The 26699-nt window shown below is 57.5% G+C and carries 27 protein-coding genes and 1 pseudogene; 17 read left to right on the top strand and 11 right to left on the bottom strand.

Features of this window, described 5'->3' with window-relative positions; translation table 11 throughout:
- The first annotated feature begins 56 nt into the window (after nt 1–56).
- The 11 genes from map to eccB all read left to right on the top strand — a co-directional run bounded on the left by map (nt 57) and on the right by eccB (nt 10117).
- Complete coding sequence (map, locus tag WG915_RS05005) at nt 57–851, top strand: type I methionyl aminopeptidase (RefSeq protein WP_339564281.1); 795 nt, start codon at nt 57–59, stop codon at nt 849–851.
- A 66-nt stretch (nt 852–917) separates the two neighbouring features.
- Nucleotides 918–1664 (top strand): L,D-transpeptidase, encoded by a 747-nt coding sequence (locus WG915_RS05000; RefSeq protein ID WP_339564280.1) that lies wholly within the window; start codon nt 918–920, stop codon nt 1662–1664.
- Between the two features lie 218 nt (nt 1665–1882).
- A complete protein-coding gene (gene infA, locus WG915_RS04995) occupies nt 1883–2101 on the top strand; it encodes a translation initiation factor IF-1 (RefSeq protein WP_291477496.1) in 219 nt (72 codons plus the stop codon).
- 205 nt (nt 2102–2306) lie between these two features.
- The gene (gene rpsM / locus WG915_RS04990) at nt 2307–2675 is read left to right on the top strand and encodes a 30S ribosomal protein S13 (RefSeq protein ID WP_339564279.1); all 369 of its coding nucleotides are present in this window, start codon (nt 2307–2309) and stop codon (nt 2673–2675) included.
- Between the two features lie 2 nt (nt 2676–2677).
- Entirely contained in the window at nt 2678–3082 is a 405-nt protein-coding gene (gene rpsK / locus WG915_RS04985) for a 30S ribosomal protein S11 (RefSeq protein ID WP_339564278.1), read from the top strand.
- 25 nt (nt 3083–3107) lie between these two features.
- Entirely contained in the window at nt 3108–3713 is a 606-nt protein-coding gene (gene rpsD, locus WG915_RS04980; protein ID WP_339564277.1) for a 30S ribosomal protein S4, read from the top strand.
- A 93-nt stretch (nt 3714–3806) separates the two neighbouring features.
- Complete coding sequence (locus tag WG915_RS04975) at nt 3807–4823, top strand: DNA-directed RNA polymerase subunit alpha (protein ID WP_339564276.1); 1017 nt, start codon at nt 3807–3809, stop codon at nt 4821–4823.
- Nucleotides 4824–4884: 61 nt separating this feature from the next.
- Nucleotides 4885–5412 carry a 50S ribosomal protein L17 gene (rplQ, locus tag WG915_RS04970; RefSeq protein WP_339564275.1) on the top strand — a complete coding sequence of 176 codons (528 nt, stop codon included), beginning with the start codon at nt 4885–4887 and terminating at the stop codon, nt 5410–5412.
- A 78-nt stretch (nt 5413–5490) separates the two neighbouring features.
- Complete coding sequence (gene truA, locus WG915_RS04965; protein WP_339564274.1) at nt 5491–6354, top strand: tRNA pseudouridine(38-40) synthase TruA; 864 nt, start codon at nt 5491–5493, stop codon at nt 6352–6354.
- A gap of 80 nt (nt 6355–6434) precedes the next feature.
- The gene (locus WG915_RS04960) at nt 6435–8789 is read left to right on the top strand and encodes a DUF6541 family protein (RefSeq protein WP_339564273.1); all 2355 of its coding nucleotides are present in this window, start codon (nt 6435–6437) and stop codon (nt 8787–8789) included.
- Between the two features lie 98 nt (nt 8790–8887).
- The gene (gene eccB / locus WG915_RS04955) at nt 8888–10117 is read left to right on the top strand and encodes a type VII secretion protein EccB (protein WP_339564272.1); all 1230 of its coding nucleotides are present in this window, start codon (nt 8888–8890) and stop codon (nt 10115–10117) included.
- Here eccB and WG915_RS04950 read toward each other — a convergent pair.
- Both WG915_RS04950 and eccD read right to left on the bottom strand, forming a co-directional pair.
- Nucleotides 10114–11271 carry a S8 family serine peptidase gene (locus WG915_RS04950; protein ID WP_339564271.1) on the bottom strand — a complete coding sequence of 386 codons (1158 nt, stop codon included), beginning with the start codon at nt 11269–11271 and terminating at the stop codon, nt 10114–10116. The genes eccB and WG915_RS04950 overlap by 4 nt on opposite strands.
- Nucleotides 11271–12650: a type VII secretion integral membrane protein EccD gene (gene eccD / locus WG915_RS04945; RefSeq protein WP_339564270.1), complete on the bottom strand. Its 1380-nt coding sequence runs from the start codon at nt 12648–12650 to the stop codon at nt 11271–11273. Before eccD ends, WG915_RS04950 begins: the two co-directional genes overlap by 1 nt.
- Before the next feature lie 261 nt (nt 12651–12911).
- Here eccD and eccCa point away from each other — a divergent pair, with 261 nt between their 5' ends.
- The 5 genes and pseudogenes from eccCa to WG915_RS04920 all read left to right on the top strand — a co-directional run bounded on the left by eccCa (nt 12912) and on the right by WG915_RS04920 (nt 19530).
- On the top strand, nt 12912–16496 hold the full coding sequence (eccCa, locus tag WG915_RS04940) for a type VII secretion protein EccCa (protein ID WP_445227786.1): 3585 nt from the start codon (nt 12912–12914) through the stop codon (nt 16494–16496).
- On the top strand, nt 16496–17398 hold the full coding sequence (locus tag WG915_RS04935) for a type VII secretion-associated protein (protein WP_339564268.1): 903 nt from the start codon (nt 16496–16498) through the stop codon (nt 17396–17398). Before eccCa ends, WG915_RS04935 begins: the two co-directional genes overlap by 1 nt.
- 116 nt (nt 17399–17514) lie before the next feature.
- Nucleotides 17515–17832: a WXG100 family type VII secretion target gene (locus tag WG915_RS04930; protein ID WP_339564267.1), complete on the top strand. Its 318-nt coding sequence runs from the start codon at nt 17515–17517 to the stop codon at nt 17830–17832.
- Between the two features lie 18 nt (nt 17833–17850).
- A pseudogene (locus WG915_RS04925) lies at nt 17851–18003 on the top strand (WXG100 family type VII secretion target); the annotation flags it as partial.
- 81 nt (nt 18004–18084) lie between these two features.
- The gene (locus tag WG915_RS04920; RefSeq protein ID WP_339564266.1) at nt 18085–19530 is read left to right on the top strand and encodes a recombinase family protein; all 1446 of its coding nucleotides are present in this window, start codon (nt 18085–18087) and stop codon (nt 19528–19530) included.
- Nucleotides 19531–19623: 93 nt separating this feature from the next.
- Here the strand turns inward: WG915_RS04920 and WG915_RS04915 are convergent, their stop codons facing one another.
- The gene (locus WG915_RS04915) at nt 19624–21054 is read right to left on the bottom strand and encodes a hypothetical protein (RefSeq protein ID WP_339564265.1); all 1431 of its coding nucleotides are present in this window, start codon (nt 21052–21054) and stop codon (nt 19624–19626) included.
- 261 nt (nt 21055–21315) lie between these two features.
- Between WG915_RS04915 and WG915_RS04910 the strand changes: the two genes are divergently transcribed.
- Nucleotides 21316–21555 carry an antA/AntB antirepressor family protein gene (locus tag WG915_RS04910; protein WP_339564264.1) on the top strand — a complete coding sequence of 80 codons (240 nt, stop codon included), beginning with the start codon at nt 21316–21318 and terminating at the stop codon, nt 21553–21555.
- Here the strand turns inward: WG915_RS04910 and WG915_RS04905 are convergent.
- From WG915_RS04905 to WG915_RS04870, 8 genes are all read right to left on the bottom strand, one after another.
- Nucleotides 21539–21805, bottom strand: a complete 267-nt coding sequence (locus WG915_RS04905) for a hypothetical protein (protein WP_339564263.1) — start codon at nt 21803–21805, stop codon at nt 21539–21541. The two genes, WG915_RS04910 and WG915_RS04905, sit on opposite strands and share 17 nt — an antisense overlap.
- Nucleotides 21805–22260, bottom strand: coding sequence for a hypothetical protein (locus WG915_RS04900; protein WP_339564262.1), 456 nt, complete (start codon nt 22258–22260; stop codon nt 21805–21807). The genes WG915_RS04905 and WG915_RS04900 overlap by 1 nt, the downstream gene beginning before the upstream one ends.
- 449 nt (nt 22261–22709) lie before the next feature.
- Nucleotides 22710–23324, bottom strand: a complete 615-nt coding sequence (locus WG915_RS04895) for a hypothetical protein (protein WP_339564261.1) — start codon at nt 23322–23324, stop codon at nt 22710–22712.
- Nucleotides 23325–23388: 64 nt separating this feature from the next.
- On the bottom strand, nt 23389–24156 hold the full coding sequence (locus tag WG915_RS04890; protein WP_339564260.1) for a hypothetical protein: 768 nt from the start codon (nt 24154–24156) through the stop codon (nt 23389–23391).
- Between the two features lie 402 nt (nt 24157–24558).
- Nucleotides 24559–24855, bottom strand: coding sequence for a hypothetical protein (locus WG915_RS04885; RefSeq protein WP_339564259.1), 297 nt, complete (start codon nt 24853–24855; stop codon nt 24559–24561).
- Complete coding sequence (locus tag WG915_RS04880; protein ID WP_339564258.1) at nt 24852–25151, bottom strand: NUMOD4 domain-containing protein; 300 nt, start codon at nt 25149–25151, stop codon at nt 24852–24854. The genes WG915_RS04885 and WG915_RS04880 overlap by 4 nt, the downstream gene beginning before the upstream one ends.
- 1 nt (nt 25152) lies before the next feature.
- A complete protein-coding gene (locus tag WG915_RS04875; protein ID WP_339564257.1) occupies nt 25153–25356 on the bottom strand; it encodes a hypothetical protein in 204 nt (67 codons plus the stop codon).
- An 815-nt stretch (nt 25357–26171) separates the two neighbouring features.
- Complete coding sequence (locus WG915_RS04870) at nt 26172–26675, bottom strand: antA/AntB antirepressor family protein (protein ID WP_339564256.1); 504 nt, start codon at nt 26673–26675, stop codon at nt 26172–26174.
- Between the last annotated feature and the right edge of the window lie 24 nt (nt 26676–26699).

Below are 26699 nucleotides of genomic sequence, written 5' to 3'. Positions count from 1 at the left end.
GAAAACCGGTTGCTTGAGTTTCCAAGCAGCCGGTTTTTAACTTTTGAAAGCAGAAAATGGGATTTCGTAAAAAGCAAAAAGTAATCGCCGCCAAGACCCCTATGGAACTTGACGCAATGCAGGCCGCCGGTGAAATCGTTGGCCGCACTCTCCAAGCTGTGAAAGCCGCAGCCAAACCAGGCATGAGCACTCTGGACCTGGACCGTATTGCCGAGGATACGATTCGCTCCGCAGGGGCAATCCCTACCTTCCTGGGATACCAAGGTTTCCCAGGTTCCATCTGTGCTTCCGTCAACGAAGTGATCGTGCATGGGATACCTAACGCCGAGACAATCCTGTGCGAAGGCGATCTAGTCTCGATTGACTGCGGCGCCACCTTTGAAGGGTGGGTAGGGGACTCCGCGTGGTCTTTTGGCATCGGTGAGGTCGATGAGGACGTCGACAAGCTCAACCGCGCCACTGAGTGGGTGCTCATGGAAGGTCTCAAAGCCATGGTCCCTGGTAATCACCTGACTGACGTTTCCCATGCGCTGGAAGTGGCTACGCGCAAGGCAGAACAGAAATTTGGCGTAGATCTTGGCATCGTCGATGGCTACGGTGGCCACGGTATCGGGCGAACCATGCATGAGGAGCCCTACCTTGCTAATGAGGGAAAGCCGGGCCGCGGACCTATTATTCAAGAGGGTTCCGTGCTTGCGATCGAGCCAATGTTGACCCTGGGCACGGAAGATTCTGCCGTGCTTGACGACGACTGGACCGTGGTTACCCTCGACGGATCGTGGTCAGCACACTGGGAGCATACGGTAGCTGCTACCACCGGGGGGCCGCGGATCCTCACCCCAAGATTCTGAGAAAATTCATATAATATCGTCATACAATTGGCGGTTTTCTAGTTGAAAGCCCTATACTTCTGCACTATGAGTAAGCACCGCAAGCCTTCTGTATTCAAGCGACGCGCGGGAATCGCCGCATCCACCGCTGTGGCCGCTTCCGCCATCTTGGTGCAGCCGGCATTCGCCGCGCCGGCACTACCGGCTGTAAATATCCCAGGATCCTCTGACATGCAGTCTGGCTCCTCCGATGCGGCAGCCGAGGCAGCCTGGAATGCGCGCAATGCTGTGTACAACTCCACCGCTGGCCTGCCACCGGCACAACGTGATGCGCTTCGCAAGGCTGCTGATGACAACTTGCGAGTTCACTTCCCAGGTCTGCTTGAGTCTAAGCTGCCACAGCCAGCTCCGGCACCAGCCCCAGAGCCAGTTCCAGCACCGGCCCCGGCTCCGGCACCAGCCCCAGAGGCTCCGCAGATTGACCGTGGCTCTTGCCCGCCACAGGCACGTGCTTGCCTTGATAAGGCAGGCAACCGTGCATGGTTGCAGCACGGTGGCGAGGTTACCTATGGCCCCGTTCCGGTATCTCATGGTGCGCAAGGGTATGACACTCCTAACGGAACGTTCAGCGTCACCCGTAAGGTGAAGGACGAAATTTCCTACGAGTTCAATAATGCTCCGATGCCTAACGCGGTTTACTTCACCAACAATGGCATCGCGTTCCACTCGGGTCGGATTGACTGGCTGTCGCATGGTTGCGTGCACCTGCGCCATGAGGACTCTGCAGCGTTCTTCAATGACTTGCAGGTCGGCGATATGGTATACGTGTACTAGTCATCGCTCGGATTTTCCGCGACTCCGCCACAACTGGGAACAGTTGGGCGGAGTTTTGCTTTTGCTGGCAGCGTCATTCCTTTTTGCAAAATACCAGGTGCGCACTGTAAGCTGTCCCATTGGTGTGTGTACACGTGCACATGCCCGCGTTTCGCATCTCGCGGAAGTGGAAACTACCAGGCATTTTGCACTTGGGAATGTCAGGGAAAGTGGAGGATATGGCTAAAGAAGGCGCTATTGAGGTTGAAGGCAAGATTGTTGAGCCTTTGCCAAATGCAATGTTCCGTGTCGAACTCGACAATGGTCACAAGGTACTTGCACACATCAGTGGCAAGATGCGTCAGCATTACATCCGTATCCTTCCTGAGGATCGTGTCGTAGTGGAGCTTTCTCCGTACGATTTGACCCGCGGTCGCATTGTCTACCGCTACAAGTAAATAATCATTCGCCTTCACACTCCAGGCGCACTGCAGTTCTGCTGAATTCTTTTAGCGGATGTGCGCTTCATCTACCTCTGGTTACGGTGGCCGGAGCCCTGTGTTTGCGTAGCCCACTTCCCGGCATATCCGTCCGGGTGAAGTGCTATGAGACGGGGACGAGTGTGGAGAAAACCACCGCAACAACCGGAAAGGTACGTACCACATGGCACGTCTAGCTGGTGTTGACCTCCCTCGCAACAAGCGCATGGAAGTCGCACTTACCTACATTTACGGCATCGGCCCAGCCCGTGCTGCCAAGCTGCTCGAAGAGACCGGAATCTCTCCTGACCTGCGCACCGACAACCTCTCTGATGAGCAGATCGCTGTTCTTCGTGACGTTATCGAAGCAACCTGGAAGGTGGAGGGTGACCTCCGCCGCCAGGTAGCAGCCGACATCCGTCGCAAGATCGAAATCGGCTCTTACCAGGGTCTGCGCCACCGCCGTGGCCTCCCAGTTCGTGGTCAGCGCACCAAGACCAATGCGCGTACACGCAAGGGTCCTAAGAAGACGATCGCCGGAAAGAAGAAGTAATCATGCCTCCTAAAGCACGCTCTGGCGCGCGCCGCACTGGCCGTCGCGTCGTAAAGAAGAATGTGGCGCAGGGCGCCGCATACATCAAGTCCACCTTCAACAACACCATCGTGTCCATCACGGACCCATCCGGTGCTGTCATCTCTTGGGCTTCCTCTGGCCACGTCGGATTCAAGGGCTCTCGTAAGTCCACTCCGTTCGCTGCTCAGATGGCTGCCGAGAATGCTGCTCGCAAGGCTATGGAGCACGGTATGAAGAAGGTTGACGTCTACGTCAAGGGCCCAGGCTCTGGACGTGAGACCGCTATCCGTTCCCTGTCCACCGCGGGGCTTGAGGTCGGTTCTATTACTGATGTCACCCCACAGCCACACAATGGCTGCCGTCCGCCTAAGCGCCGTCGCGTTTAATCAGGGAAAGGAAGCGTAACAAACAATGGCTCGTTATACCGGCCCTGTAACCCGTAAATCCCGCCGCCTCCGTGTCGACCTCGTCGGCGGAGACATGGCATTCGAGCGTCGCCCTTATCCTCCGGGACAGGCTGGCCGCGCTCGCATCAAGGAGTCTGAGTACCTCCTCCAGCTGCAGGAGAAGCAGAAAGCTCGCTTCACCTACGGTGTCATGGAGAAGCAGTTCCGTCGCTACTACGCCGAGGCTAACCGTCGCCCAGGCAAGACCGGCGAAAACCTCATGGTCCTGCTCGAGGCTCGCCTCGACAACGTTGTCTACCGCGCTGGCCTCGCACGCACTCGTCGTCAGGCACGCCAGCTTGTTTCTCACGGTCACTTCACCGTGAACGGCAAGAAGATCAACGTTCCTTCTTTCCAGGTTTCTCAGTACGACATCATCGATGTTCGTGAGAAGTCTCGCAAGATGATCTGGTTCGAAGAGGCTCAGGACAACCTCGTCGACGCAGTTGTGCCAGCATGGCTGCAGGTCGTTCCGTCCACCCTGCGCATTCTCGTGCACCAGTTGCCAGAGCGCGCTCAGATCGACGTTCCTATCCAGGAACAGCTCATCGTCGAGTTCTACTCGAAGTAATCTCCGTGAGCGCTACCAAATTTGGTGGCGCACACAAAAAGTCAATACTTGCCTATCGACGTCAAATAGCGGGCGTCACACAAGGAGAAGTTCATGCTCATTTCACAGCGTCCTACCCTTACCGAGGAGTACGTAGACGAGGCACGCTCCCGGTTCATCATCGAGCCACTGGAGCCAGGCTTCGGTTACACCCTGGGTAACTCGTTGCGTCGTACCCTGCTGTCCTCTATCCCGGGTGCAGCAGTGACCAGCGTCAAGATCGATGGTGTCCTCCACGAGTTCACCACCATCAACGGTGTGAAGGAAGATGTTTCTGACATCATCCTGAACATCAAGGGCATCGTGCTGTCCTCTGACTCGGATGAGCCAGTGGTCATGTACCTGAGCAAGACCGGTGAAGGTGTTGTTACCGCTGGTGACATTCAGCCTCCAGCGGGTGTGGAGATCCATAACCCGGATCTGCACATCGCAACGCTTAACGAACAGGGCCGTTTGGAGATCGAGTTGATTGTGGAGCGCGGCCGCGGCTACGTTCCTGCCACCTTGAACACCAACACGAGTGAGATCGGCCGCATCCCTGTGGACCAGATCTACTCCCCAGTTCTCAAGGTCAGCTACAAGGTGGAAGCTACTCGTGTTGAGCAGCGCACCGACTTTGACAAGCTGATCATTGACGTTGAGACCAAGAACTCCATCTCCGCGCGTGACGCTCTAGCTTCCGCAGGCAAGACCCTAGTTGAGCTGTTCGGCCTCGCTCGCGAGCTGAACACCGCTGCCGAGGGCATCGAGATCGGTCCATCCCCACAGGAGACCGAGCACATCGCTGCTTATGGCATGGCAATTGAGGATCTGAACTTCTCTGTTCGCTCCTACAACTGCCTGAAGCGCCAGGAGATCCACACCGTTGGTGAACTCGCAGAGTGCACCGAGTCGGACCTGCTGGATATCCGCAACTTCGGTCAGAAGTCCATCAACGAGGTCAAGATTAAGCTTGCGGGCTTGGGCCTGACCTTGAAGGATGCTCCGGAAGACTTCGATCCAACCCAGATCGAAGGCTACGACGCTGAGACCGGCGAATTCATTGACTTTGATCCGGAAGATTCCGAGTAAGACGCCCTAAGGCCCTGTTTCAGGGTCTGCGCTCACATACCTGTACACGAGGAGTACATCAATGCCTACCCCTAAGAAGGGCGCCCGTCTCGGCGGTTCGGCTACCAACCAGAAGAAGATCCTTTCTAACCTGGCTGCTCAGCTGATCGAGCACGGCGCAATCAAGACCACCGATGCCAAGGCAAAGGTGCTGCGTCCATACGTAGAAAAGCTCATCACCAAGGCTAAGGCCGGCTCCGTGGCGGATCGTCGCAACGTTGCAAAGCTCATCACGAACAAGGAAGTTGTTGCTTACCTGTTCAACGAGCTGGCTCCAAAGTTTGACAGCCGTGAGGGTGGCTACACCCGCATCATCAAGCTGGAGAACCGTAAGGGCGACAACGCCCCTATGTCCCAGATCTCCCTCGTTCTCGAGGAGACTGTTTCTGCCGAGGCATCCCGCGCAACTCGCGCTGCTGCTTCCAAGAAGGCTGAAGAAGAGACCGCTGTAGTCGAAGAGGCTCCAGAGGTTGAAGCTGAAGTGGCTACCGACGCTGCTGCTGAGGCAGAAGCTGTCGAGGCTGAAGCTGAGGAGAAGGAAGAGAAGTAATTCTCTTCCTTCTAGGCCCGTACCCCACTGGGGTACGGGCCTTTACCTTTTCAATGGCCAGCTAGAATGATCTTCATCATGACATCCAAAAGAATCCGCATTGATGTTGCGTACGACGGTACTGATTTCCACGGCTGGGCTCGGCAGCTTCCAAAGGAGGGCGAGCCGGAGTTGCGAACTGTCCAGCAGGTGCTCGAAGACACGCTGCGGATGATTCTGCGGGAGCCACTAGTTCTCACCGTGGCTGGTCGCACGGATGCCGGTGTGCACGCTCGCGGCCAAGTCGCGCACTTTGATGTGAATGAACAAGCTCTGCAACAGCGTTCGATTGAAGGGGATCCAGCTCGTCTTGTACGTCGATTAGCGCGCCTGCTGCCGGAGGATATCCGCGTCAGCGCCTGTCAATTCGTACCTGACACCTTCGACGCCAGGTTCTCCGCGTTGCGGCGCCACTATGTATACCGGGTCACCACGGACCAAGCAGGGGTCCTGCCGACGCGGGCCCGGGATACTGCTTCGTGGCCTAAGCCAGTTGACCTAAAGAAGATGCAGGAGACTGCGGATGCCTTGATTGGCCTTCACGATTTTGCTGCGTTTTGTAAGTACAAACCAAACGCCACCTCAATCCGAGACCTCGAGCGCTTCGAATGGATAGACGCATCTACCCCTGAAGAGCCGTACCTTTACGAAGCACACGTGAGCGCTGATGCCTTCTGTTGGTCCATGGTTCGCTCTCTAGTCGGCACATGTTTGGCGGTGGGCGAGGGGCGCAGAGACGCAGAGTTCGCACCGCGGCTCCTTGGTATGGATCAGCGCTGTTCGGAGATCCCCGTCGCAGCAGCGAAGGGCTTAAGTTTAGTTGCGGTGGATTATCCTGCTGAGGGGCAATTGGGGGAGCGGGCCGAAGCCACTCGAGAAATGCGAACTCTTGCCGATAACTAGTCGTGCCTTGCCATGAAAAAGGCAGCGCATGCCCTAAGCTGATTTAGGTCAAATGGGCGGAAGATTGAAGGCGGTCAACAATGGGAATGGTTAGCGCGGCAGCAGTAGCAGTTGCGGTATTTACCATCCCCGGTTTGGTTGTCTCGTGGCTCTCCGGTGTGCGCGGGCAATGGTCGATTGCTGCCGCATTGCCAACCACCTTTGGTATCTATGGCCTGGCCGCATGGTTCTTCGGCCTTACACCGATCCGCTTTGAAGTGGTCTCGGTAGGGATCTTTAGTGCTGTGCTGGCGGTCCTGGCGCTACTGTGGCGCTTGGCATTTGTTGCCTTTGGACGCCGGCGGCGTAAGCAGTCTGAAGTTTCAGCTCCGCTGGATGGTGATGGCGACGCTGTTGCCGTCGAAAAGCCCAAGCGGGACTGGCGCAGGGGTACGTTGCTGGATGAATACTGGCTGATCCCAGGGCTAGGAATGCTCGCTGGCGTGGCGCTCATCGGCGGGCGGTCTTTGGAGCTGCTCAATAAGGCAGCCCGCAAGATGGATAACATCATTCAAGGCTGGGATGTGCATTGGCATGCCAGCACTGTGAGATACATCGTGGAGACGGGTATCGCATCGCCCACGCGCATGGGCGACCTGCAAAATACTGAAACGCAGGCGAAGATGTATTACCCGACCGCGTGGCATGCCGGCGCGGGGCTCGTAGCCGACCTAGCAAACATTTCTCCTATCGCTGCCACAAATCTAACGGGGCTGCTGGTGCCCGCGATCGGTTTTCCGATCTCCGTGGGGCTCATCGCGTGGCGACTAGTCGGGAGACGGGGTCTTACCGCACAGATTGCCGCTGGATTGGCGCCCATCATCGTCGGCGGAATCCCAGTGCTGTACTGGATCGGTCTGTACGTTGGCGCATGGCCCTATGTTGCCGCAGTTTCCGTATCTGGGATTGTGCTCGCGCTGTTCATGTCAGTGCCCTATTTCCCGATTCGTAGCTTTGTGGCTGCGCTGGCATTCATCGGCATGGTACAGCTGCATCCGTCCGCGGCGACTATCGTCGTGCTCGGCTTGGCGCTGTGGTGGCTGCTGTATTTGGTGTGGGTCCCCGCGCGGAAGCCGGGCAGCTTTAAAGGTCATATTGGTTGGCGGCTCCGCGACCTAGCGTTGCTTGGGGCGACTGGCCTGGTTGGTGTGATTGCGCTGCTGCCGCAGATTCTGATCGGGGCGGAACAGTCTGAAGAGGTGAAATCCTTCACGGCTACCGAAAATCTTTCCCTCACCGAGGCGTGGCGGGCTGCGATCTTCATGAATACTCGCCACGCGCCAACTTTCGAACTCAATGTGGTGCCGTGGATCTGGCTCGCGCTGTTTGGCGCTGTCGCTCTGCTGGTTTGGCGTCGCAACCTGTGGGCGCCGACGTTTTGGTTCCTCAGTGTCTGTTGCACCGTTAACTCGCTGCGCCCGTTCGGTGATCCTTGGGGTGAGTGGCTCGGGGCGGTCGGCGCACTCCACTACAACACCGGACACCGCTTGATCATGCCGGCGGCGCTCTTCGTAGTTGCGGGGGCTGCAGTCGCGCTTGCCGTGCTCATCCGCCTCATCGCCCTTGCGCCTCTGAAGAAGTTCGCGGTGGTGTCTGCGGTGGTGTCCATTCTCTTGGCCGGTGGCGCTGGATTCGTGATCCAGAAGGTAGTCCGTACCGGGATCGAGCCAGGCTCAGCCTGGGCAATCAATGCTGCGCGTGATGACCGGCTGGTCAACGGCAGGGATGTGAAGGCCTTCGATTGGCTCGCCCAGCAACCGCATGCTTATGAAAGGGCGATCTTCACTAACCCTGATGAAGGCTCTGGCTGGATGTATGCCTACAACCGGTTGCCGGCCGTCTTCAAGCATTATCTCTGGCCGAATACCACGTTGGAGTCCGCCACTAACCGTCTCTTCTGGCACCCTATGCGGTTGGGGCAAGGCAACTTCGACAACATGGACGAAGCCAACATGGTGGATACCGCAGCTCAGGAACTGGGTGTCAATTTCATCTACATTTCGCCGCCACATTTCTGGCACTTCCAAATACCTCGCCCTGATTTTGAGACTGGTTTGATCCATACTCCTGGTGTGACGCCGGTGTACAAGGATCATGAGGTGATCATTTACGCGGTCAATGCCGAGTTCAGCGACGAAGAGATCTTAAAGATGCGGGCCCCTGGCAATTCGCCAGAGGAACTGCCATCGCTTGTGACCAAGGAAGAAGCAGGCAAGGCGACCTCCTATGAGGATGCCAATGAACCCTACATCCACCGTCCGACGGTTCCGAACCGTGGCCGGGATTCCCACTTCGAGTGGCTGACTCAGCGAAATGAACTATCTGACATGGCTGACGAGGGAGTGAAGACCGGCGACTCCGTGGCTGCGGAGCTGCAAGATCAGCAGCAGCACTAGTCCTGCCGGTTTGGCGCTAACCCGGTAGGGTGTGAGGCATCGGCCGTTGACAGCAATTGGGGGATTGCTCGGTCGCGTCTTTTCTGGGGGTATTGCCGATGAGTTCGGTACTGCTAGCGACAACCAAAGCCCAGGTCAGTGGGCACAAGTTTCTTACTCGACGCGTGGAACACGGCGTAGTGTTGGGTGACATCCGGATGATTTCGGATCCGCTCGGCGCGCGCCGAAGAGCAGCGCTCTTTGGGCTGATCGGCACTGCAATTATCGCGGCCGGCTCCGGTGCGCTGGCCATCTTTGCGCCGCAGGTAGATCCGGGCGATGCCAACATCGTGCGTGCCGAGTCCGGTGGGATGTACGTGCGACTGCCGGCTGAGCAGGAGGCAGTGCTGCACCCAGTGGCGAATCTTGCCTCAGCGCGCCTGATCTTAGGCAGCCCAGAGGAAGCAGCGAAAGCCTCAGATAGCGTGCTTGGCGATGCCCCGAAGGGAGTTCCGGTGGGCATCCCGGATGCGCCGGGCATCATTGCGCCGCACCCACAGCCAGCCCACGATTGGAGTGCGAGCCACAGTGGTGGCGCGGTCACGGTAGTTGCAGGGCAGGCGCCGCCAGCGCTTATCGACGGCCATGGCGTCCTCGCGCGCAGTGACGGCCGCACCTGGGTAATCACGGCTTTTGGCCGGGCGGAGTTGCCCGCCGAGGATTCTCCCTTAGGGCGTAGTCTCCGGCGTCGACTAGGGATTACTCCCGATACCCCGATCTGGGAACCTCCGGCCGCAGTGCTCTCCGCGGTAACTGAGTTGCCTCCCTATCGGGAGATCGCGGGGACGTTGCTAGTAGGCAAGGATGAGTACTGGCTTGAACAGCCCAAAGGTCTGGTACCACTGAGCGAGCTGCAGTATCGGATCGGCCTTGATTTGGGCCTTGAACACCGCGAATTGGCTGCTAGCGAGTTGAGCAGCTTCCCGGATAGTGTTCGATCTGTGGCGGAATTGCCCGTTTCCCCGGTGCAGTGGCAGCGCCCAGAGCACGTGTGGGTGCGAGGTGACGGCAAGATCGCACTGGCAGCTGCACCGCCTGCGGGAATTCAGCTGTCGGGGGATAGTGCAGCTCATGCTTACTCGGGGCCGACAATAGGCGGAATTGGAGTGGATACGGGACATGGCACCGTCATCGTGACGGAACATGGCCGTGTCCACCGTGTGGCCACTCCTGTGGATGCTGCTGCGTTAGGGATCGTGGAGCCCCAATCTGCCCCATGGGCGATCCTCTCCTTGCTGCCGGAAGGAGCGCCCTTGAGCCACAAGGATGCGCTCCGCCCGACCTATTAGCGGGCTGCCCTAGAGACGGCACAGAACAAGGTGGCCGCCACGATTCCCAGGCCTAAAAGAGCGATGGACACCAGGATCGCGCGGTTGCGCACTGCTTGAGAACTCGGCTTCGGGGCGTCAATTGCAACGGGGTGTGGAGCTGAAGCACTGAGCAATTGGGACATTGCTGAGGTAGGGGAGAGATCACCGGTACCAGGACTTGCTGCTGCCCGGACACGTGCCCGGGTTTGCGCCGCAGTATCGCTTGGATAGCGTTGTTTCAATTGTGCTACTACGCCAGAGACCACTGGTGCTGCAAAGCTGGTGCCACTAAAAGGGGACTCCCCGCGTGAAGTACGCATGGCGGCAGCGAAGGTTCCGTCGCGGGGCGAGAGCCCAACGGGCACTGTGCCGGGGGCAGAAACCACTTGGCCTTTGACCGGCAGTGAGTAATCAGCCAGCTGATAGGAATCCTGCGCAGCGGATACCGCTAGGACGCTCTCCGAATGCGCTGGGTAGGCGACGGAGTCCGCTGGGCACTGCGGGCTGATGTTTCCGGCAGCGGCTACGACTACCGCATTCAATTCCTCAGCCCTGGACAAGGCATCATCGAGGATTCGGGTATCCAGCGATGCCTGCGCGCTGGCAGGGACACAAGAGGCAAGGGAGACGTTGATAACCTGTGCGCCGAGGTCTAGTGAGCGGTGGATTGCCGCTGCGAGGGTAGCGATCGTTCCCGCAGCCTCTTGTGGTGCAGCCTGGGAACGAAGGTAGGAGCTGCTTTGCCGTATCGCGATGATTTCTGCATCGGGTGCAATCCCCAGCAGGCCGTCTTGAAGCGCGGGATCAGGCTGTCCGGCGATGATGCCGGCAACGATGGTGCCGTGCCCATCGCAATCTTCTAAAGCACCTTGGTTGCCACCAGCCGGATGAATGAGGTCTGCTCCTGGTATGACCGTGCCTAACCGCGGATGTGGAGCCACTCCGGTGTCAATCACCGCGACCTTGAGGCCGTTGCCAGTGGCAAAACGGTGGCTGAGTAAGAGCTCTTCGGCAGGAGGTCCTTTCGGTGCGGCCCCAGGCATAGGCTTCGGACATTCTTCAGGTAGCGGATCAGCGTGGGCAGGTAGTGGCAGGAAGAACAGCGCCAGCCCTAGGAATACAAGCTTGCGCATCAGCCGAGCCCCCGGATGGCTGCGAAGACGCCTGCAAGATGAGCAGCCAAAGGAAACGCGGCAGCTAGGGATAGCGCCTCGAGCTTTTCCAGCCAGTTGAGTGCTGTCGGTGGCAAATCACGCACACGCGCCGCCCACAAAGGAGCAGACATTGCGGCAAGTGCAATGAGAATGACTACCAGCACGCCCCCTGTTCCTACCCGCAGTCCCGACAGGGTGGCAGACACGAGTCCGGCAAGAAGCCAAAGCCACAACCCCCACATCGCTGGGGCGCTGCGGTGGCGGGTGGCATGTAAAGCCACCGTGGCTACACATACGATGCTTAAAGCTAGGGCGAACCCCGGCTGTTCGCTGCGCCAACCAATGCAGATCACCGCGATCGCCGCTGCGGTTCCTGTCCCGAGGCAGATGCCGTCGAGAATGTCGGTGGCTCGCTGTGCCCGGTGTTCTGGATTTGGGATCGACTGGTCGGCCACCTTGAGATCTTGGCCAGCGGAGGGCAAACGTGGCACAGTCAGTCCTGCGAGCGCAGTGCTCAGACTAGGCGAGAACAACACCAGCGTCATAGAAGCCAGAATCGCGCATGCTGCCGCGGCCGTCGCATCGCTGACGAAGATCGCCCCGAGGGCAGCGGAAAACATGATGGCTATGAAGCTCGCGAGCCCTGCCAGCACGAAGATCGCAGGGCGAGCCAACCACGTCAACCCGATGCTCATACCTAAGCCTCCGAGTAGGGCGGAGATCGCCGCCCAGCCGACTTCTTTCGGAGTGCTGGGAGTAGCGTGGCCCACGCTCAATAGCCAGCAGCTGATCCCTGCAAAAGCCGATGACAGAATCGTCAGGGTATTAATTGCACAGCGCTCCGGCAGTGACGAGATGAAACGCAGCCACACAGTGACTGAAGCTGAAACCAAGGTCAATAGTATGAACAGCACGGAAACTGGCACCGTCGGCATTGTGGAATGCCACGCCAGGACTCCGAGTGAAAGCAGTCCGATCGTGGCGGCGCTGGTAGCAAGACCGAAAGGTTGGAAATTGATTCTCAAATCGCCGAGGGATTCCGCCGCGTCTTTTCGCAGAACTGGCTCTATGTCCTGAAATGGGGACAGCACAACGATGGCGCCTTGAGAAAGCCCTAGGTGACCTAGCGGAACTGCATGATCTATTTCTTGCCCACCTGCTGTGCGGGCCATCCACGGCACGGAGATCACCGGAGCGGATGCCAGATCTAGAATCTCCGGTAAAGCCTCCGCCAGCGATGAAGAAGCTGGGACGGAAACATCCACGGAAGTAGGTGAATCTTCGGCCGAAAGGCTGCTGAGCTCAATACGAAAACTCAGGCGTAGTGATTGTTCGACATGGGTGTACGCCAACGTCATTGTGTTATCCCCCTAATTGGCACGGCAAAAGCTGTGGCGCAGTCAACCCCCTTGACAACGCCAGCGCAGCACATTGTGACTGCGGACACGAACAGCATGGCTTAAACTGTCTGCTGTGTCCACTTGAAGCTTCGGGGGAAGCGTGGATCGCAAACGGCCAAAGACCATCGGGGGGAACCTATGACCGCAACTTCACTTGAGCACGGCTATCCAGCTGCAGCTGCTACAGAAATTGACACTGACCAGTATGTTGTCCATCCGATGACGCTGGCGGAGCGGGAGCCTGCACCACCAATGCCGAGCGGAACGCTCGCTACCGAAAAGATTCCGCCCGTGGCCAAACCGCAGCCGCTGCCACTAGTGCGGATACTGATGCCGGTGCTGATGATCGTCATGGTTGGCGGCATGCTGATGTTGATGCTCAACAGCGGGGGAGACCCGCATCCGATGATGTTGATGTTCCCGGTGATGATGCTTGTCAGTATGGCCACGATGTTCGGAGCATCACCCGGGGACGATATTGATGAAACCCGGCGAGCCTATCTGCGTCATCTGGGTGCCGTACGTGCGGCGGCATTGCGGAATGCGCAGGCCCAGCGGGCCGCTGAAGTACACAAACACCCGGATCCTGCGCAGCTATGGGCGTCGATAGGCGGGCGACGCATGTGGGAACGGCACGCCGATGATCCCGATGCCCTCGAGGTAAGAATTGGGCTGGGGAACACCGCTTTGTGCACCCCGGTGACAGTGGCGGATTCCGGCGCGCCCGAGGATCTTGATCCTGTGTGCGCGGTGTCGCTGCGGCACACAGTCCGATCCGTCGGGTCCGTGCCGGAAATGCCCGTGGCAGTGCAGCTCCAGGCCTTCCGATTTATCGGGCTCGGTGGCGCTCTCGCGGAAGAACTAGCACGGGCCCTCTTGCTCCAATTGGCGTTCCACCATGGCCCGGATTGTGTCGGATTAGTAGTCAAGGCAGGCACGATGCCGTGGACGAAATGGCTGCCGCACACGCAGGACCCCGACAGTGCGCAGTATCGCATCCTCGTGGTTGACGCTGACTCTGCGACGCAGGTCGACTTGGATGACCCGCGCTGGACCACCATCATCGGTATTGGAGTGCATCAACATGCTGTGTTGGGGGAGCGGGCACTCAGCGAAGGGCTCTTTCTCACAGTCGGTGCAGATCAGACGCACACACTCACCGTGCATACGGAGGGCGGGTTGGAAGACATCGGTGTTGCGGACCTGCTCCGACCCGAGGTAGCCCTCCATGCGGCCAGGTTGCTGACTGCTTATCGACGCCCGATGCGCTCCGCCTCCCGCGCTCTAGACTTCCTCGGCCTCCATGGCATCAGTGATGCCGAGCACGTGCCCCCAACTGCGCTGTGGTCGCGAGGCGGCCGCACTCTACAACAGCGTCTCAACGTGCCGATTGGCGTCACCGCCTCCGGGGACCCCTTGTATCTTGACCTTAAGGAATCCGCACATGGCGGAGTGGGGCCACACGGGCTGTGCATCGGGGCGACGGGTTCGGGTAAAAGTGAGCTGCTAAAAACCCTTGTGCTCTCCTTAGCACTTACCCATTCCCCGGATGAGCTGAACTTTGTGTTGGTGGATTTCAAGGGTGGCGCCACCTTCCTCGGGCTAGAAGAGCTGCCGCATACTTCAGCAGTGATCACGAACCTCGCCGAGGAAGCCAGTTTGGTTGAGCGGATGCATGACGCGATCAGTGGTGAGCTGAATCGGCGGCAGGAGCTGCTGCGTTCTGCTGGCAATTTTGCCAATGTGCATGATTACAATCAGGCCCGAAGTAAAGATAGGCCCGAGTTGCCTCCACTTCCGGCCCTGGTGATTGTGCTGGATGAGTTTTCCGAGTTGCTCGGCCACCATCCGGATTTTGCGGATCTGTTTGTAGCTGTGGGCCGGGTGGGACGCTCCTTGCAGATTCATTTGTTGCTTGCCAGTCAGCGTCTTGAGGAAGGCAGGCTTCGTGGCCTGGACTCACATCTGTCCTACCGAATCGGGTTGAAGACCTTCTCTGCTTCAGAATCACGGCAGGTCCTCGGTGTGACCGATGCGTATCAGCTGCCCGCGCAGCCTGGTGCCGGCTTCATTAAGACAACTGCTTCCGAAGTCACCCGGTTCCAAGCGAGCTATGTTTCCGGTCCTGTTCCCATACGCGCAGAGTCGCCGCTACAGAGTTCGGGAGGGGTGCGCCTGTTCAATAGCTGGGAGGACTTAGCGACGTCGGAATCCGAGAGCTACATCTTGGATAGCTCTCTGACGGTGCTTGGTGTGCTCGCGGACGCGATTATTGCGGCAGGCGCTACAAGCGGGGCGCGGGCACACCAACTGTGGTTGCCCCCGCTGCCCGCAAGCTTGCCGTTGGCGGGAGTTGCAGATCAAGTAGGTCAGCTGCATGCTGCGATCGGCATGGTGGATAGGCCATATCTGCAGAGTCAAGATCCTTTCGTGGTTGATCTCAGCGCAGGTGCTGGTCATCTCGCAGTGTGCGGCGGGCCGCGCAGCGGTAAGACTAACGCGCTGCGCACTCTGATGCTTTCGTTGGCCGCTACGCACAGCACCGATTCCATTCGGTTTTATGTGCTGGATCTCGCGGGGACGGAGCTCGGACCCGCCGCAGCGATGCCACACGTGGCGGGCATCGCGCACAAGAATGATCCTGAAAAGGTACGTCGCATCGTCGATGAGGTTCGGGGCTTTCTTGAGTGCACGGAAGATCGACACACCTTCTTGTTAGTGGACGGTTGGCATGTGGTGGCCGCCGATTTCGAGGATCTCTACGATTCCTTTGTCGCCATCGCCGCAGACGGGTTGGCCGCCAGAGTCCACCTTGCGATCAGTACGCCTCGTTGGACGCTGATTAGGCCCGCCATTCGCGATTTGTTGGGGACTCGCATTGAGCTGAAGCTTGGAGAGCCAATGGATTCCTTGATCGATAGGAAAGCGCAGCAAAAACTCCCAGAGAAGCCTGGTCGGGGCCTGACTCCGGAAGGTGAGGCGATGCTGCTGGCGCAGTCCACCAACCAGGACATCGGCCATGTCATCATTGCTGCCAGGCAGCAGGGCTTCGCGCCGGTGCCGAAGCTGAAGCAGTTGCCGGAGCGATTGGCTATCACAGCGCTCGATGCTGGCGCGCCGGGCATTCCCTTCGGTATTGGTGGTCCGCAGCTGGGAACCTTGGGGTGGGATTGGCAGGAGTCACCGCATCTGCTGTGTATTGGCGGTCAAGGCGCGGGTAAGTCAGCGTTCTTGCGTGTGGTGGCGTTGGGCGTCGAGAAGCTGGGGCGAGCATCGGCCCGCCTCGTGGTGTTGGATCCGCGCCGCACGCACCTCGATACCTTTGCCCCAGACATGGTGGCGGCCTATGGCGCAACACCGGATGCCGTCTCGCAGACGGTCGCGAGCACGGTGGCCACGCTACGCACGCGGCTCCCCGGTCCGGAGGTGACAGCGCAGCAGCTCAAGGAGCGGTCCTGGTGGGAAGGGCCGGAGATTTTCGTGCTTATCGACGACACCGAACTCCTCCCGGAAGGGGCCCTGCAACCCCTGGTAGAACTTATCCCGCATGCCCGTGACATCGGGTTGCATGTGGTGCTGGCGCGCAAGGCAGGTGGCATTGGTAGGGCGTTGTACAGCCAATTCTTCGCGGCGCTGCGCGACAGCATTCCGGGTGTGTTGCTGCTGGATGCGGATCCCGAGGAAGGAAGGATCTTCGGGATTAAGCCGACGAGGCAAATACCGGGGCGTGGTCAATGGCAGGTGCGTGGCACCACGGTGGGTGCCTGCCATGTTGCCTTTGTTAAGCCGGAGGGGGAAGCCTGATGTCACCGATCAAAGTTACGGTGTTGGAAAATGCCACCATTTTCGAGGCCGAGGAACAAATACATCGTTATGACCTGCCGAGTTCGGGAATTTTGGCCGGCTGGGCAGTGGCTGCCGTCGTCGACCAAGTCAAGACGATTGCCGATGCTCGCTGGCCAGATATTGAGGTAGCGGTGGCGGGAAATCAGCGCGCGATTGAGGTGCTGACCCGCACCCTTTTGAATAAGGGGGTCGCGGCTTATGACGCAGAGGCGCTGGAGGAGGACAAGACAGTCGAGGAAGAGCTGCCGATTGAGCGCCCGACTAAGGGGCGCCGGAGGCTAGCCACACCTATGCCGAGCCTTTTCCATGTGCTCTTGGCGGGTGTCATTCTGACCGTGTTGGGGATTAGTTGGTGGGGAATGGGCGCGATGCCGGAGGGGAGCGTGGCGGCGGAGCGGCCGGCGTCGACAAGCGATATGCCAAGCGCATCACCGCCCTCCTCGCCTGAGGGAGGCACAGTAGTGACTGAATACGATCGCGTCCGCATGCAGTTGCCAGTTGGGTTTGTACTGGCGCCACGGGAGGATGGCCTGCTCGTTGCGACCGGCCCAGATCCAGAGTTGCGGGTTATCGTTGCGATCGATCCAACTTTTGGGATTGATGCGGGCAAGGTGCGTACGGAAATCGCGGCGATGGTGGCGGATGATCCACTGCTGACCGAGCAACCGAATCGGAATATACGTCCCGCCGAGCCCACTGTGGAGTACGTGGAGGATCCGGGGGATGGTTCCCGGGTGGCGTGGGTGGCGTGGGTTGCCACGGGGCATCAGTTCTCAGTGGGCTGCCACAGTAAAACAGAGCTCACTGTTTCACAGCGCGCGACCTGCAGGATGGCAGTAGAAAGTCTGCAATTCAAATGATTTTTGGATTCAATGCAACCTTTTTGGGGTCTGCGACAGTCTAAACATAATGAGGGCAAAAACAGTTTGGCCTCGCGAATTTCATTCAACACTTGCTCGTTCGGGGAGGGGCGACAATGACTCAAATGTTTAGGACCGAAGCTGATGTCATGCTGGCGGCTGCCGGCCGCGTTGACGGCACCAACAATGAGGTTCAGGGGGAGATCAACCGCCTGCGCGGCGTGGTGGACGGGCTGCGGGGCAGCTGGGCAGGTAACGCCCAGGTCAGCTTCGACGGGCTGATGAACCGTTGGAACACGGCGGCCCGCGACCTACAGGAGGCGCTGCAGGCGATTTCAGACAACATCCGCGGCAACGCTAAGAACTTTGACGGCATGGAGGCCGAAAACGCCAGTGCCTTCAGCAACATCGAAGCACAGGGCCTCGCGCTCTAACTCACATAAGGGGGAATCATGGAAAGCGTAATCAAGTACCAGTTCGGCGAGATCGAGTCCGCAGCCGCTGACATCAACTCCACGTCCGGCCGCATCAATTCGCTTCTCGACGGCCTGAAGCAGCAACTCCAACCAATGGTGGCAACGTGGGAGGGCGAATCGGCAGCTGCGTGCCAGTGCAAATGTCCCAAGGTTTAGGTGAGCGTATTGCTTGAGTAGGCTGATGCGTAATCTAGTGATAATCTCTTAGGTGTGAGAATACTAGCGAGGGTTCGACTTAGCAAGTCAACCGAAGAATCTACGTCGGTAGAACGTCAACGAGATCTAATTCAGACGTGGGCATCTGCCAATGATCATGAGATCATCGGGTGGGCCGAAGATGTTGACGTATCAGGCAGCATCTCCCCGTTCGATGCTCCAGCCTTAGGCCCGTGGCTACGGGAACCCAAGCAGAACGATTGGGACGCGCTGGTTTGTTGGAAGCTAGACCGCGTAGCCCGCAATGCTATTGAGTTGAACCGTCTGTTCGGGTGGCTGACTGACAACGAAAAATCACTGGTAAGCATCAACGAGAGCTTGGATTTTTCCACTTGGGTAGGCCGCATGGTTGCCAGCGTTATCGCTGGAGTTGCTGAGGGAGAGCTGGAGGCTATCAAAGAGCGCATATCCGCTTCTCAACGGCACCTCAGGCAGGTTGGCAGGTGGCGAGGCGGTCACGTGCCGTTCGGTTGGACTACAGCGCCTAGGGAGGAGGGCGGACTGAAACTGGTTCACGATCCGATCTCATTCCCGGTGCTGAGGCGAATTATCGAGGAGTACATAGCGGGTAAGTCCGCTGCTCGTATCGCGCGTGATCTCACCGCCGAGGGGATCCCAACTCCTAGGCGGCACAGTGCAGGCAAGCCCGGTGGTGTGTGGGGTCAAGATACGGTTCGTGTCATGCTGGAGAACCGGCAATTGCTTGGTTGGACAATGCACAACGGCAAGCCAGTGATTGGTGATGACGGCAAGCCAGTGCTCAAGTGTCCACCAGCCGTAACGCCTGAAGAATGGGACTTGCTACAGCAGACGCTGGCAGGCAGACGTTGGGAAAAAGGGAGTTCCGATAGGACTAGCCCGCTGCTGGGAGTCTTAGAGTGTTGGTTTTGTGGCGCTCGTATGCATCACAAAAAGCAGCGAGAGCGAAAGACCGGGGTTTACAAATGTGCTGACGGTTGCAAAGGTTCATCGGTCAACGATGCTGCGATAGAACCTCTCGTTTCTGAGTTGGTGTTAGCTGAGCTGGGAGGGCTTGAGATTCTGGAGCTACGCCACAACAAGGTGGATACCTCCCAAGCTGAGCTAGAGCTAGCTAGATCGACGTATGAGGAACTTGCTAAGTACATTCCAACTGTCGAATCTGAAACTGCCAGATCAACGCTGTTCACACAGCTAGACACCGTAGGCAAGCGAGTTGCTGAGCTTGAAAAACTGGCAACCCCAAAACCTCATTCTGAGTACATACACACCGGGGAGACCTACGCTCAACGCTGGGAGACTCTGGATACCGAAGCGCGGCGGCAACTGCTGATCGTGTCCGGCATCCGATTCCGAGCTAGGCAACTAGCAAAGGTAACTACAGGTGGCTTACCTCCGATTGAGTCTGAGATGATCATCCCACACGATCTCAAACAGCGGTTGCAACAACAGCACGATTAGCTCAAGTGTTCCACGGCTCAGAACCCCGCCAAATCACCCTTCAGCAGGCTGGTAGGCGGGGTTTTAGCCTTGTCTTGATCTAGAACACGTTTGCTACTTTCCAAATGGCCTGCGAACACGTGTAAAGGATGCACTGCTCACCCGCGATTCCCAGCCTCCCCCTGGTTCAATATCCCAAACAAAAGTAAGCGCCTGGCTGGGATCCACCTCAGGCAAAGTAGGATCATGGAACTTGGAAAGGTCGCAGGGAGCGCCCGTAGACTCCCTCTCTTCGATCTCTTGGAGCTGGCCTCTAATCTCTTCTCTGAGCCTAGATTGAGCGTCGAGTACCGCCATATTATCGGCGGTAAAAGGCCCTCCGTCCCCTTGCGGAATCCTAAGGCTGACAAACACTTCTTGCAGCGAGTTGGGGGCGTACTCTCGCAATACCTCAGGGGGCGAACAAGGATCCACACTAGGGTCACGATCTTTAATCCGCTGAGATCCCTCCGGGGTGAGTCGGTAAGTGAGCTTGGTGATCGGATCGGATCGCCATCTACGGGCGAATCCCTCAGTAGTCCGCTGTACTTCATAAGGATAGTTACGGGCGTGGTTATAGATTTCCCGTTCCTGCCTGTGCCGCTGCTTCGCAGCCTCAACAGCCCCGCTAGCATCTGCAAGTAGCTCGGTAGGATCCGCTAACAGGTTGATCACCGCTCGGTAGCCGCGTCCAGTGCCTGTAATAACAACTAGGCCGTGCTCTTGCATCACCGCGAGCTTCGCCTGGATGGTGCGGCGGGTAGATCCGGTGAGATGGTGAATCTCAGCTACGCTTGTCCAGCAAAGGCGGGTAGCCGTGTAGATCTTCTCAGCGGTGGAGCCTAAGCCATTGCTACTCCAGATCAGGGAGTTTCCTGCAAAAGGCCGGGGATCGTTGTCAAGGCAGATTCCTGGGTCTAGATCAAGGTCAATCTCAAATGTTCGCGCTTTGCCTTGACCGTTGAACACGGTTCGACGTATTAGCGAGGAATCGGATAACAAGCGCAGATGCTTTGCTGAAGTGGCGATTGTTAACCCTGTGCGCTCGCTCAACCTGCGAGTGCTCATATCAACAGCCCATGTGCCTACCTCAGCAGCTATCTCAACAAGAGCCCTGGCACTTGGAAGTGCTGACTGTGGAATATCGAGACTATCCAAGTCATTAGCAATCCTCAGCAGCGCCGGGCGAACGTCATTAGGGGCCGTGGTGTAATTGCCTTGATCCTCTTCGGCCTTAGCGAAAGCTGACGATACCCGGCGGTCGAGATCGCGGCGTTTATAAGTGCTCCCAAGGGTATTCAAGGCTACCGCCTCAAACAGCCCGGCCTCGGATCCACCGGCATTCACCCATGAGTTAGCCAGCGACATAATGCACGATGAGAACTCTGAGTTGGAACCTCCGTCTGCCTCTAACTTCTGCAGTGCTTCTGCACGTAACCGGCTAAGTGTGTCTTGAGTTTCCTGTGAATACTCAATAATTGCGCTATCGCGCTTATCGTTGGTCACTCTGCAACCTCAGCTAGCCTCTGATTGATAAGGCGGTCTAGCTCCTTGAGCTGATCAACGTTGAGAATCAGCTTTCGGCTCGTACCCTCCACTGTGAGGTGGAATACCGGGTGATCTGTTGCCGACCTCTTGATTAACTTGGGTTTTCGCTCATTGTCTGTCATTGGTTGTCCTAGTCTGGAAAGTGGTTCAAAGTATACACATATCTCTATGCATAGACTATATGTGTATACCTAGAGCCACTTTGGTTAAGGTTGGTTGGTGAATCTCCCAGCTTGGGAAGAGGGCGGTAAAGCCCCGTGGGCTAATTACCACTTCTTGGAGATCACCACCCCGTATCCGAAGTGGTTTTCTCGAATGGTTGATTACGGCTTTGTTGCAGGTCAAGATTTTGCCGAAAATTCGGTAAAACCCATTGGCGCTTGGCCGTTATTGCCTGCGTCGTCCGTGACGGCCACGGCTACAGCTGCTCGCTGCGAGGTGATCAAGGTTGGCCGGTGAATCGGTGGCGATACCATGAGGCGGGGTCCGTGCCCAATTGCTGAGCCACAGCCAGTGGCGTTAGATCTACTGCCTGAAGCCCTTGCGCCTCCACTTCATGAATTACAGCAATCAGGGATTCCGTGTACCCGTGGTAAGCATCGGTATCTGCCGGTAACTCTCGCAACGCTGCTGGTAACGCCGCAGCCAGCGCCTTAGGCGTGATCACCGGCCGGTGATCCGGGCGTTTAGCCCGCTTCCGGGGCGGCATTAGTGGCTGGTTCCGTAGCGCGACCGCATTCCTGCCTTACCGGCATCGGAACGTTTCTCACTCAGAGTCCTGGTGTCTTTATTAGTTTCCCGTGGATCCGTGCCTAGCAATCCAAGCGCTTTAACGTGCTGCTCGTACAGCTTCTTCAGATCCCGCCGCATCTTTGTTAGCGGGTGTTCAACGAGTTGGCCCATGCTGCCTTTAGCGGTACGCGGTCGGCCTGCCTGCTCCCATTCCTGCGTTACAGAATCCAGTTCGGTAAGGGTGCCCAAAGCTTCTTTTAAAAGCTCCAGCTCAGCTGCATTGAATTGGAAGCCGTCTGAGGTCACGGATTGCCAAACGCTAGCTGCACGACCCGTCATGCCCTCCGGCATGGGCAGCGGCTGGTCTGACTTCTCAGGGTTCGTATCGAGGCTTTCTACGATTGCTTTAAGATCGTCTGGGGTTAGTTCCATAAGTTCTCCTTGTTGTATTCCACCCGGCCTACGTCTGGCCGGGGGTGGTTGATATTGGTTTTCGCCCGCTGGATCGGGCATTCTGAAAAATGAAACGGTCACCATTTGTTACACGGGAGCGCACCCGCACTACGCTCCGGTGTGACCCCCGGGTGGAGGGTATACCGGGTGGGGCGTAGGCATGGCCGGCCACCCCCGTTGCAGGTTTACGAGTACACACCACGCTACCCCCGGTGCGGTAGCGAGCAACACGCTCAAACCACCGCCCAGCAAGCCCGTAGACGGCCTAACTCTGCGTGCAGGCAGTAATACCCAAACCCAACTCCCAAGCCCGCATACGGGCATATACCCAGTGACCCCTGCCACACCCGGTAGGTAGGTAGGTGCCCTGCACGGGGACCGACTGGGTACGCGGGTGGGTAGCCGGTGCTCCCTCTCCTACTCCAGCACTAGGCCGGGATACCCAGCTCAGCCAGCGTCTTATCCCGCTTGATCATGGTGTTGAACGTGAGTGAAGATGGACGCAAGTTTGCGATTACATGCCCGGCACTCCCCGGCTTACACAGGGGCTCCACGTGGTCTATGTGCAGGGTGTCCCGTGTCAACGCTTCCCCTGTGTAAGAGCAACGATCCACGCTCCAGCCTTGGGAACTCCAGTAGTCCAGCAGGTCTTGAGGATCTATGTCATGGGCTGGCAATCCAACTTTCCGTGCCCGGCGTTGACCGTCCCACAGTCTGACCAACAGCCAGTTCTCTTGCCTCCAGCGGTGGCTACGCTGTCGCTCCTCCTCATGATGCTCACGGTAGTAATTGGTGCGGTAATTCTCGTTGGTTTGAAAGTAGTCATGGAGTGCTTGATTGCTGCAACTGAGGCAACGGCTAGCAAAGCCGTCCACAGATGATCTATTCCGAGCGAACGCGGTAGTCTCCTTGACTCGCTTACAGCCTGGGCACCTCTTCAGGCCAATCTCGCTGAGGCTTTGTTTCAGCACTGGCGGCATGGTCTTGAGTTGGCGCGTGGCCAACACAAGGTTGGTCACGTCTGAGACGAATTGCAAGGTCATGGTGGTTTATTTCCTTTTGGTCAAGCCGGGGGCACGAAGCCCCCGGCGTGGTGGCGGTGGTGAGCTACTTCACAAGCGCCTGGCAGGCGCGCTGGTAATCGAGCTGTGGCATCAGCTGACGCTTGTTCTCAAGCTCCACATACGCTGCGTTGGCATCGTCGCCGAGTCGAGGCTCTAGGCTAATACCGTTAACAAGGGCTTTGCGTAGCTTCGGCGCGATAGCAAGGTAAGCAGAGTCACGGCTACTACCTCCGAGACCGTTCTCAACCTGCGTAAACACGAACTGAGCAACGTCCTCAGGGGCCATAATCAGCATGTCGTTGGCGACGTGTTGGCCAAGCTGCTTCCCAGGAATTATCTGGCTGAGAGCTGCGAGAGCGTTACGAACTGCGAGCAGCTGATCTGCTGCCTGTTTTGCCATGGCGTATGCAGCCATGGTCTCGGGGTTGAATCGAAGAACTTGATCAGCGTCAAACTCCATAGGGAGCATCTGGACGGACTCAACATACTCTTCACGGGCCTCATCAAATACAGGAAGCAATTGCTCTAGGTAGCCGTCGGCGCATTCCCGCACCGCGTCTAACACCTTTGCTTCCAATGCGGGCTTGAGCTGGAGCTTCGCCGCGCTGAGCTTATCGACAACTGATAGGTGTTTAGCCAGGGCCTCCACGGAATTGTGAACCTGCGGGCGTGTATTCAGCAGTGCTTTAGGCTCTGATAGCTCTACCGTATCGAGGGCCGCAAGTAGATCAAGTGCGTTTTGGACTGGGGTGGGGTGAATCAGGCCGTGGCTGGTTAGCAGCTTTACCTGGGAGATTACATAGTCGTACAAGGGAATTGCCTTTCGGTGGGGTTGCTCCATAGCGAGGTGCTGTGGCTTGGGAGTAGGTGGTGATTATCGTCGGTTTGCAGCGCGTGAAAGTGCGGTTACCAGCGGGTCTGAGAAACTGAAGCGTTCGGTGCCGCGACCTTGGCTGGGGTCAATGGGCCGTGAGCGGTCGGACTTGACGGCTCCGTTAGTGCCATCGGGTGCATCGGCGGCGAACTGGCTTTGCTGATCAAGTTCTTCGGCTTCAGCCTGGGTGAGCTGCTGCTGAAGCAGCGCGGGCGTTGAGGTTCCTGAGCTATAACCCCCGGTAAGCGCCGATGCGACACTTGCAAGCAGTCGCTGGCCGTTGAGTGGTGTAGTGATTGTACGCTCCTAAAATGACGAAAGCCCCTGGTAGAGGGGCTGTTAGTTGATGATTGCCGGGGTTCCGGCAAGCTGCGGTTGATAAGGTCGGTGATCCGGGTAGCGGTATTGTTCTGGTCTTACAAAGTGCCGAGGCCTGAGCTTTGCCGAGCGTTCGGAATGTTCGATGAGTCCCAACTCTCGCTTAGCCTCCAGATATGCGCCTGTACCTTGGAGACACGGCAATAGCGGTGTTGCACGGTGGGCACCGGCCCGCACAGGCTTCAGTGCGCGTGAGCCATGCCGTGCCCATGCGGGGAATACCCGGAATGTCGAGGTTGGGTTAGTGGTCTTTATCATGCATCCTGCTCCAGGTCTGTGTAATCGAGATTGCTGAGCCTGCAGTTGGTCGGATCGCCATCGCGGTGGAAGAACGTGTGTTGGCGACCGTCGAACAATGTGTGAGCATTGAGCACAAGCCAATCAACACGGAATCTACTGCCGATCCCGTCCGGCCTATACAGCCTCACCTGCTGGTGGCCGTGCTTGCTGATCTTCGGCCTGAGCAGGTTCTTCCTGTGGAGATGGCAGACGTTGCCACGGTTGCTAACTTCATACTCTGGGTAGCCAGGTATCGGTTCCCAGTACTCGCGCATGCTAGGCCTCCATGCTGTCTGGTTCGAGTACGTAGGCCGCTGCGATTGCAGGCGTTAGCGCCAGTAATCGGCGCTTATCCATGCCCGCTGATGCGGCGAATGAGTCTATCCACGCACGGACGCGGCGCTGTTCCTCTCGGTATCTCTGATCAGCAGCGCGCTGCTGTTCCGGCGTGTTGCCGTTGGTGTATCGGTATGCGGTCATGATCCCCCTTTCGTAGTTGAGCTAATCTGGCATAGCGCTATGGTTTGTTTGAAAAAACAAGAGCCCCACCGCACACGAGGTGCGGCAGGGCAATTGGTGAAGAAGAGTTTGGTGAGGCAGAGTCACCGGCGAAGATTCCCGACACAATGGCCGAGGATCAGCCCGCTAACAACTCCATGATGCGTGAAGCTGCAATTGTGCAGCTCCCCAAACGGGTGGCATGTAAACGGAAAGGGAAAACCTATCTGGCAAAACCATGCCACCTAGAGGCCGAAAACCCCTGGTCATGGACACGACATACCCCATGCACAAGCCAAAGGATCTTGTCCACCACAGCAAGAAACCTAATGCAAAGATTGTCGTATCCATGCCACAAGCTGTCGGCAGGCAAAAAAATAGCCCCGTTATGGGGCGTGGGGCGGGAACCGTTTTTGATCCCTCATAGTATATATAGTAGTCCGAATTCAGAATTCAGTCCAAAAGTCAAGAGATTGTGATCAATCTCATACTAATAGTGATTCCCACCTGGGGAAACGGGATTCTGGATGAATATAACCGTGCGGCCCTCAAGGCCGCTTATGGGGTGGCCCTAATGGCTGAGGCTCAATTCTTTCGCCCCTCACTATATATATAGTAGTGATAGCTTCAAATCTATGACGGTTTAGCTCTAAAGTGTGACACGATTCATCCCCCAACCTATATATACTAGTGATAACTCTGAATTTATGACGATTCGGCTTTACAATGTGGCCAATCTCATATTCTACTCTCTTGACAAACGGCTCATACTCTGATATAACCCGGTGAGCCGGCTCCTACCATGTCAAATCACCGCCTAGCAGGCTGGTAGGCGGACTAAAATAGCTCTCCGGTAGTTTGGTATGGCTAGGCAGGTTTAAGCCGTTACACGGCATTCTGGGTGGGGTAGTTTTTCGAGGTGCAAGATTGGGTGCGGTGTGAGACGCTGTAGCCAGCCACGCCACAACCCCCAAGGCTGTGGTCAGGTCCCGCTGCGTTGGCATCCCCCCCGGTGCCCCGGCGGGATCGCTCTTTTCTATCTGCCTGGGTCGCTGGATCATTGAAAGCTCTTTCGCCATGTCCAACGTGATGATGTGGTCGGTGGCTTCCCGTTCACGGCCTAGAGAATCTTGTACCCGTCGAATTTCCGACGTGTAGTCTATGCCCTCGTCAAAGCCATAAACGACCATTCGAGGGAACCACTCTCGGTAGTTGGATTTGATCTCCAAGAAGGCGTGAAGATCGCGGCCCATGATGGCCTTTATTCCGTCGTTGTCCTGGATCGGCAGCAGTTCGCTCATACTATGTGCCGTCTCAATTTTGAG

This window comes from Corynebacterium sp. H128 (assembly GCF_037482625.1).
Classification (GTDB): domain Bacteria; phylum Actinomycetota; class Actinomycetes; order Mycobacteriales; family Mycobacteriaceae; genus Corynebacterium.
Note: the sequence above shows the minus strand (reverse complement) of the source record. Positions and strands in the feature narration are given on the sequence as shown.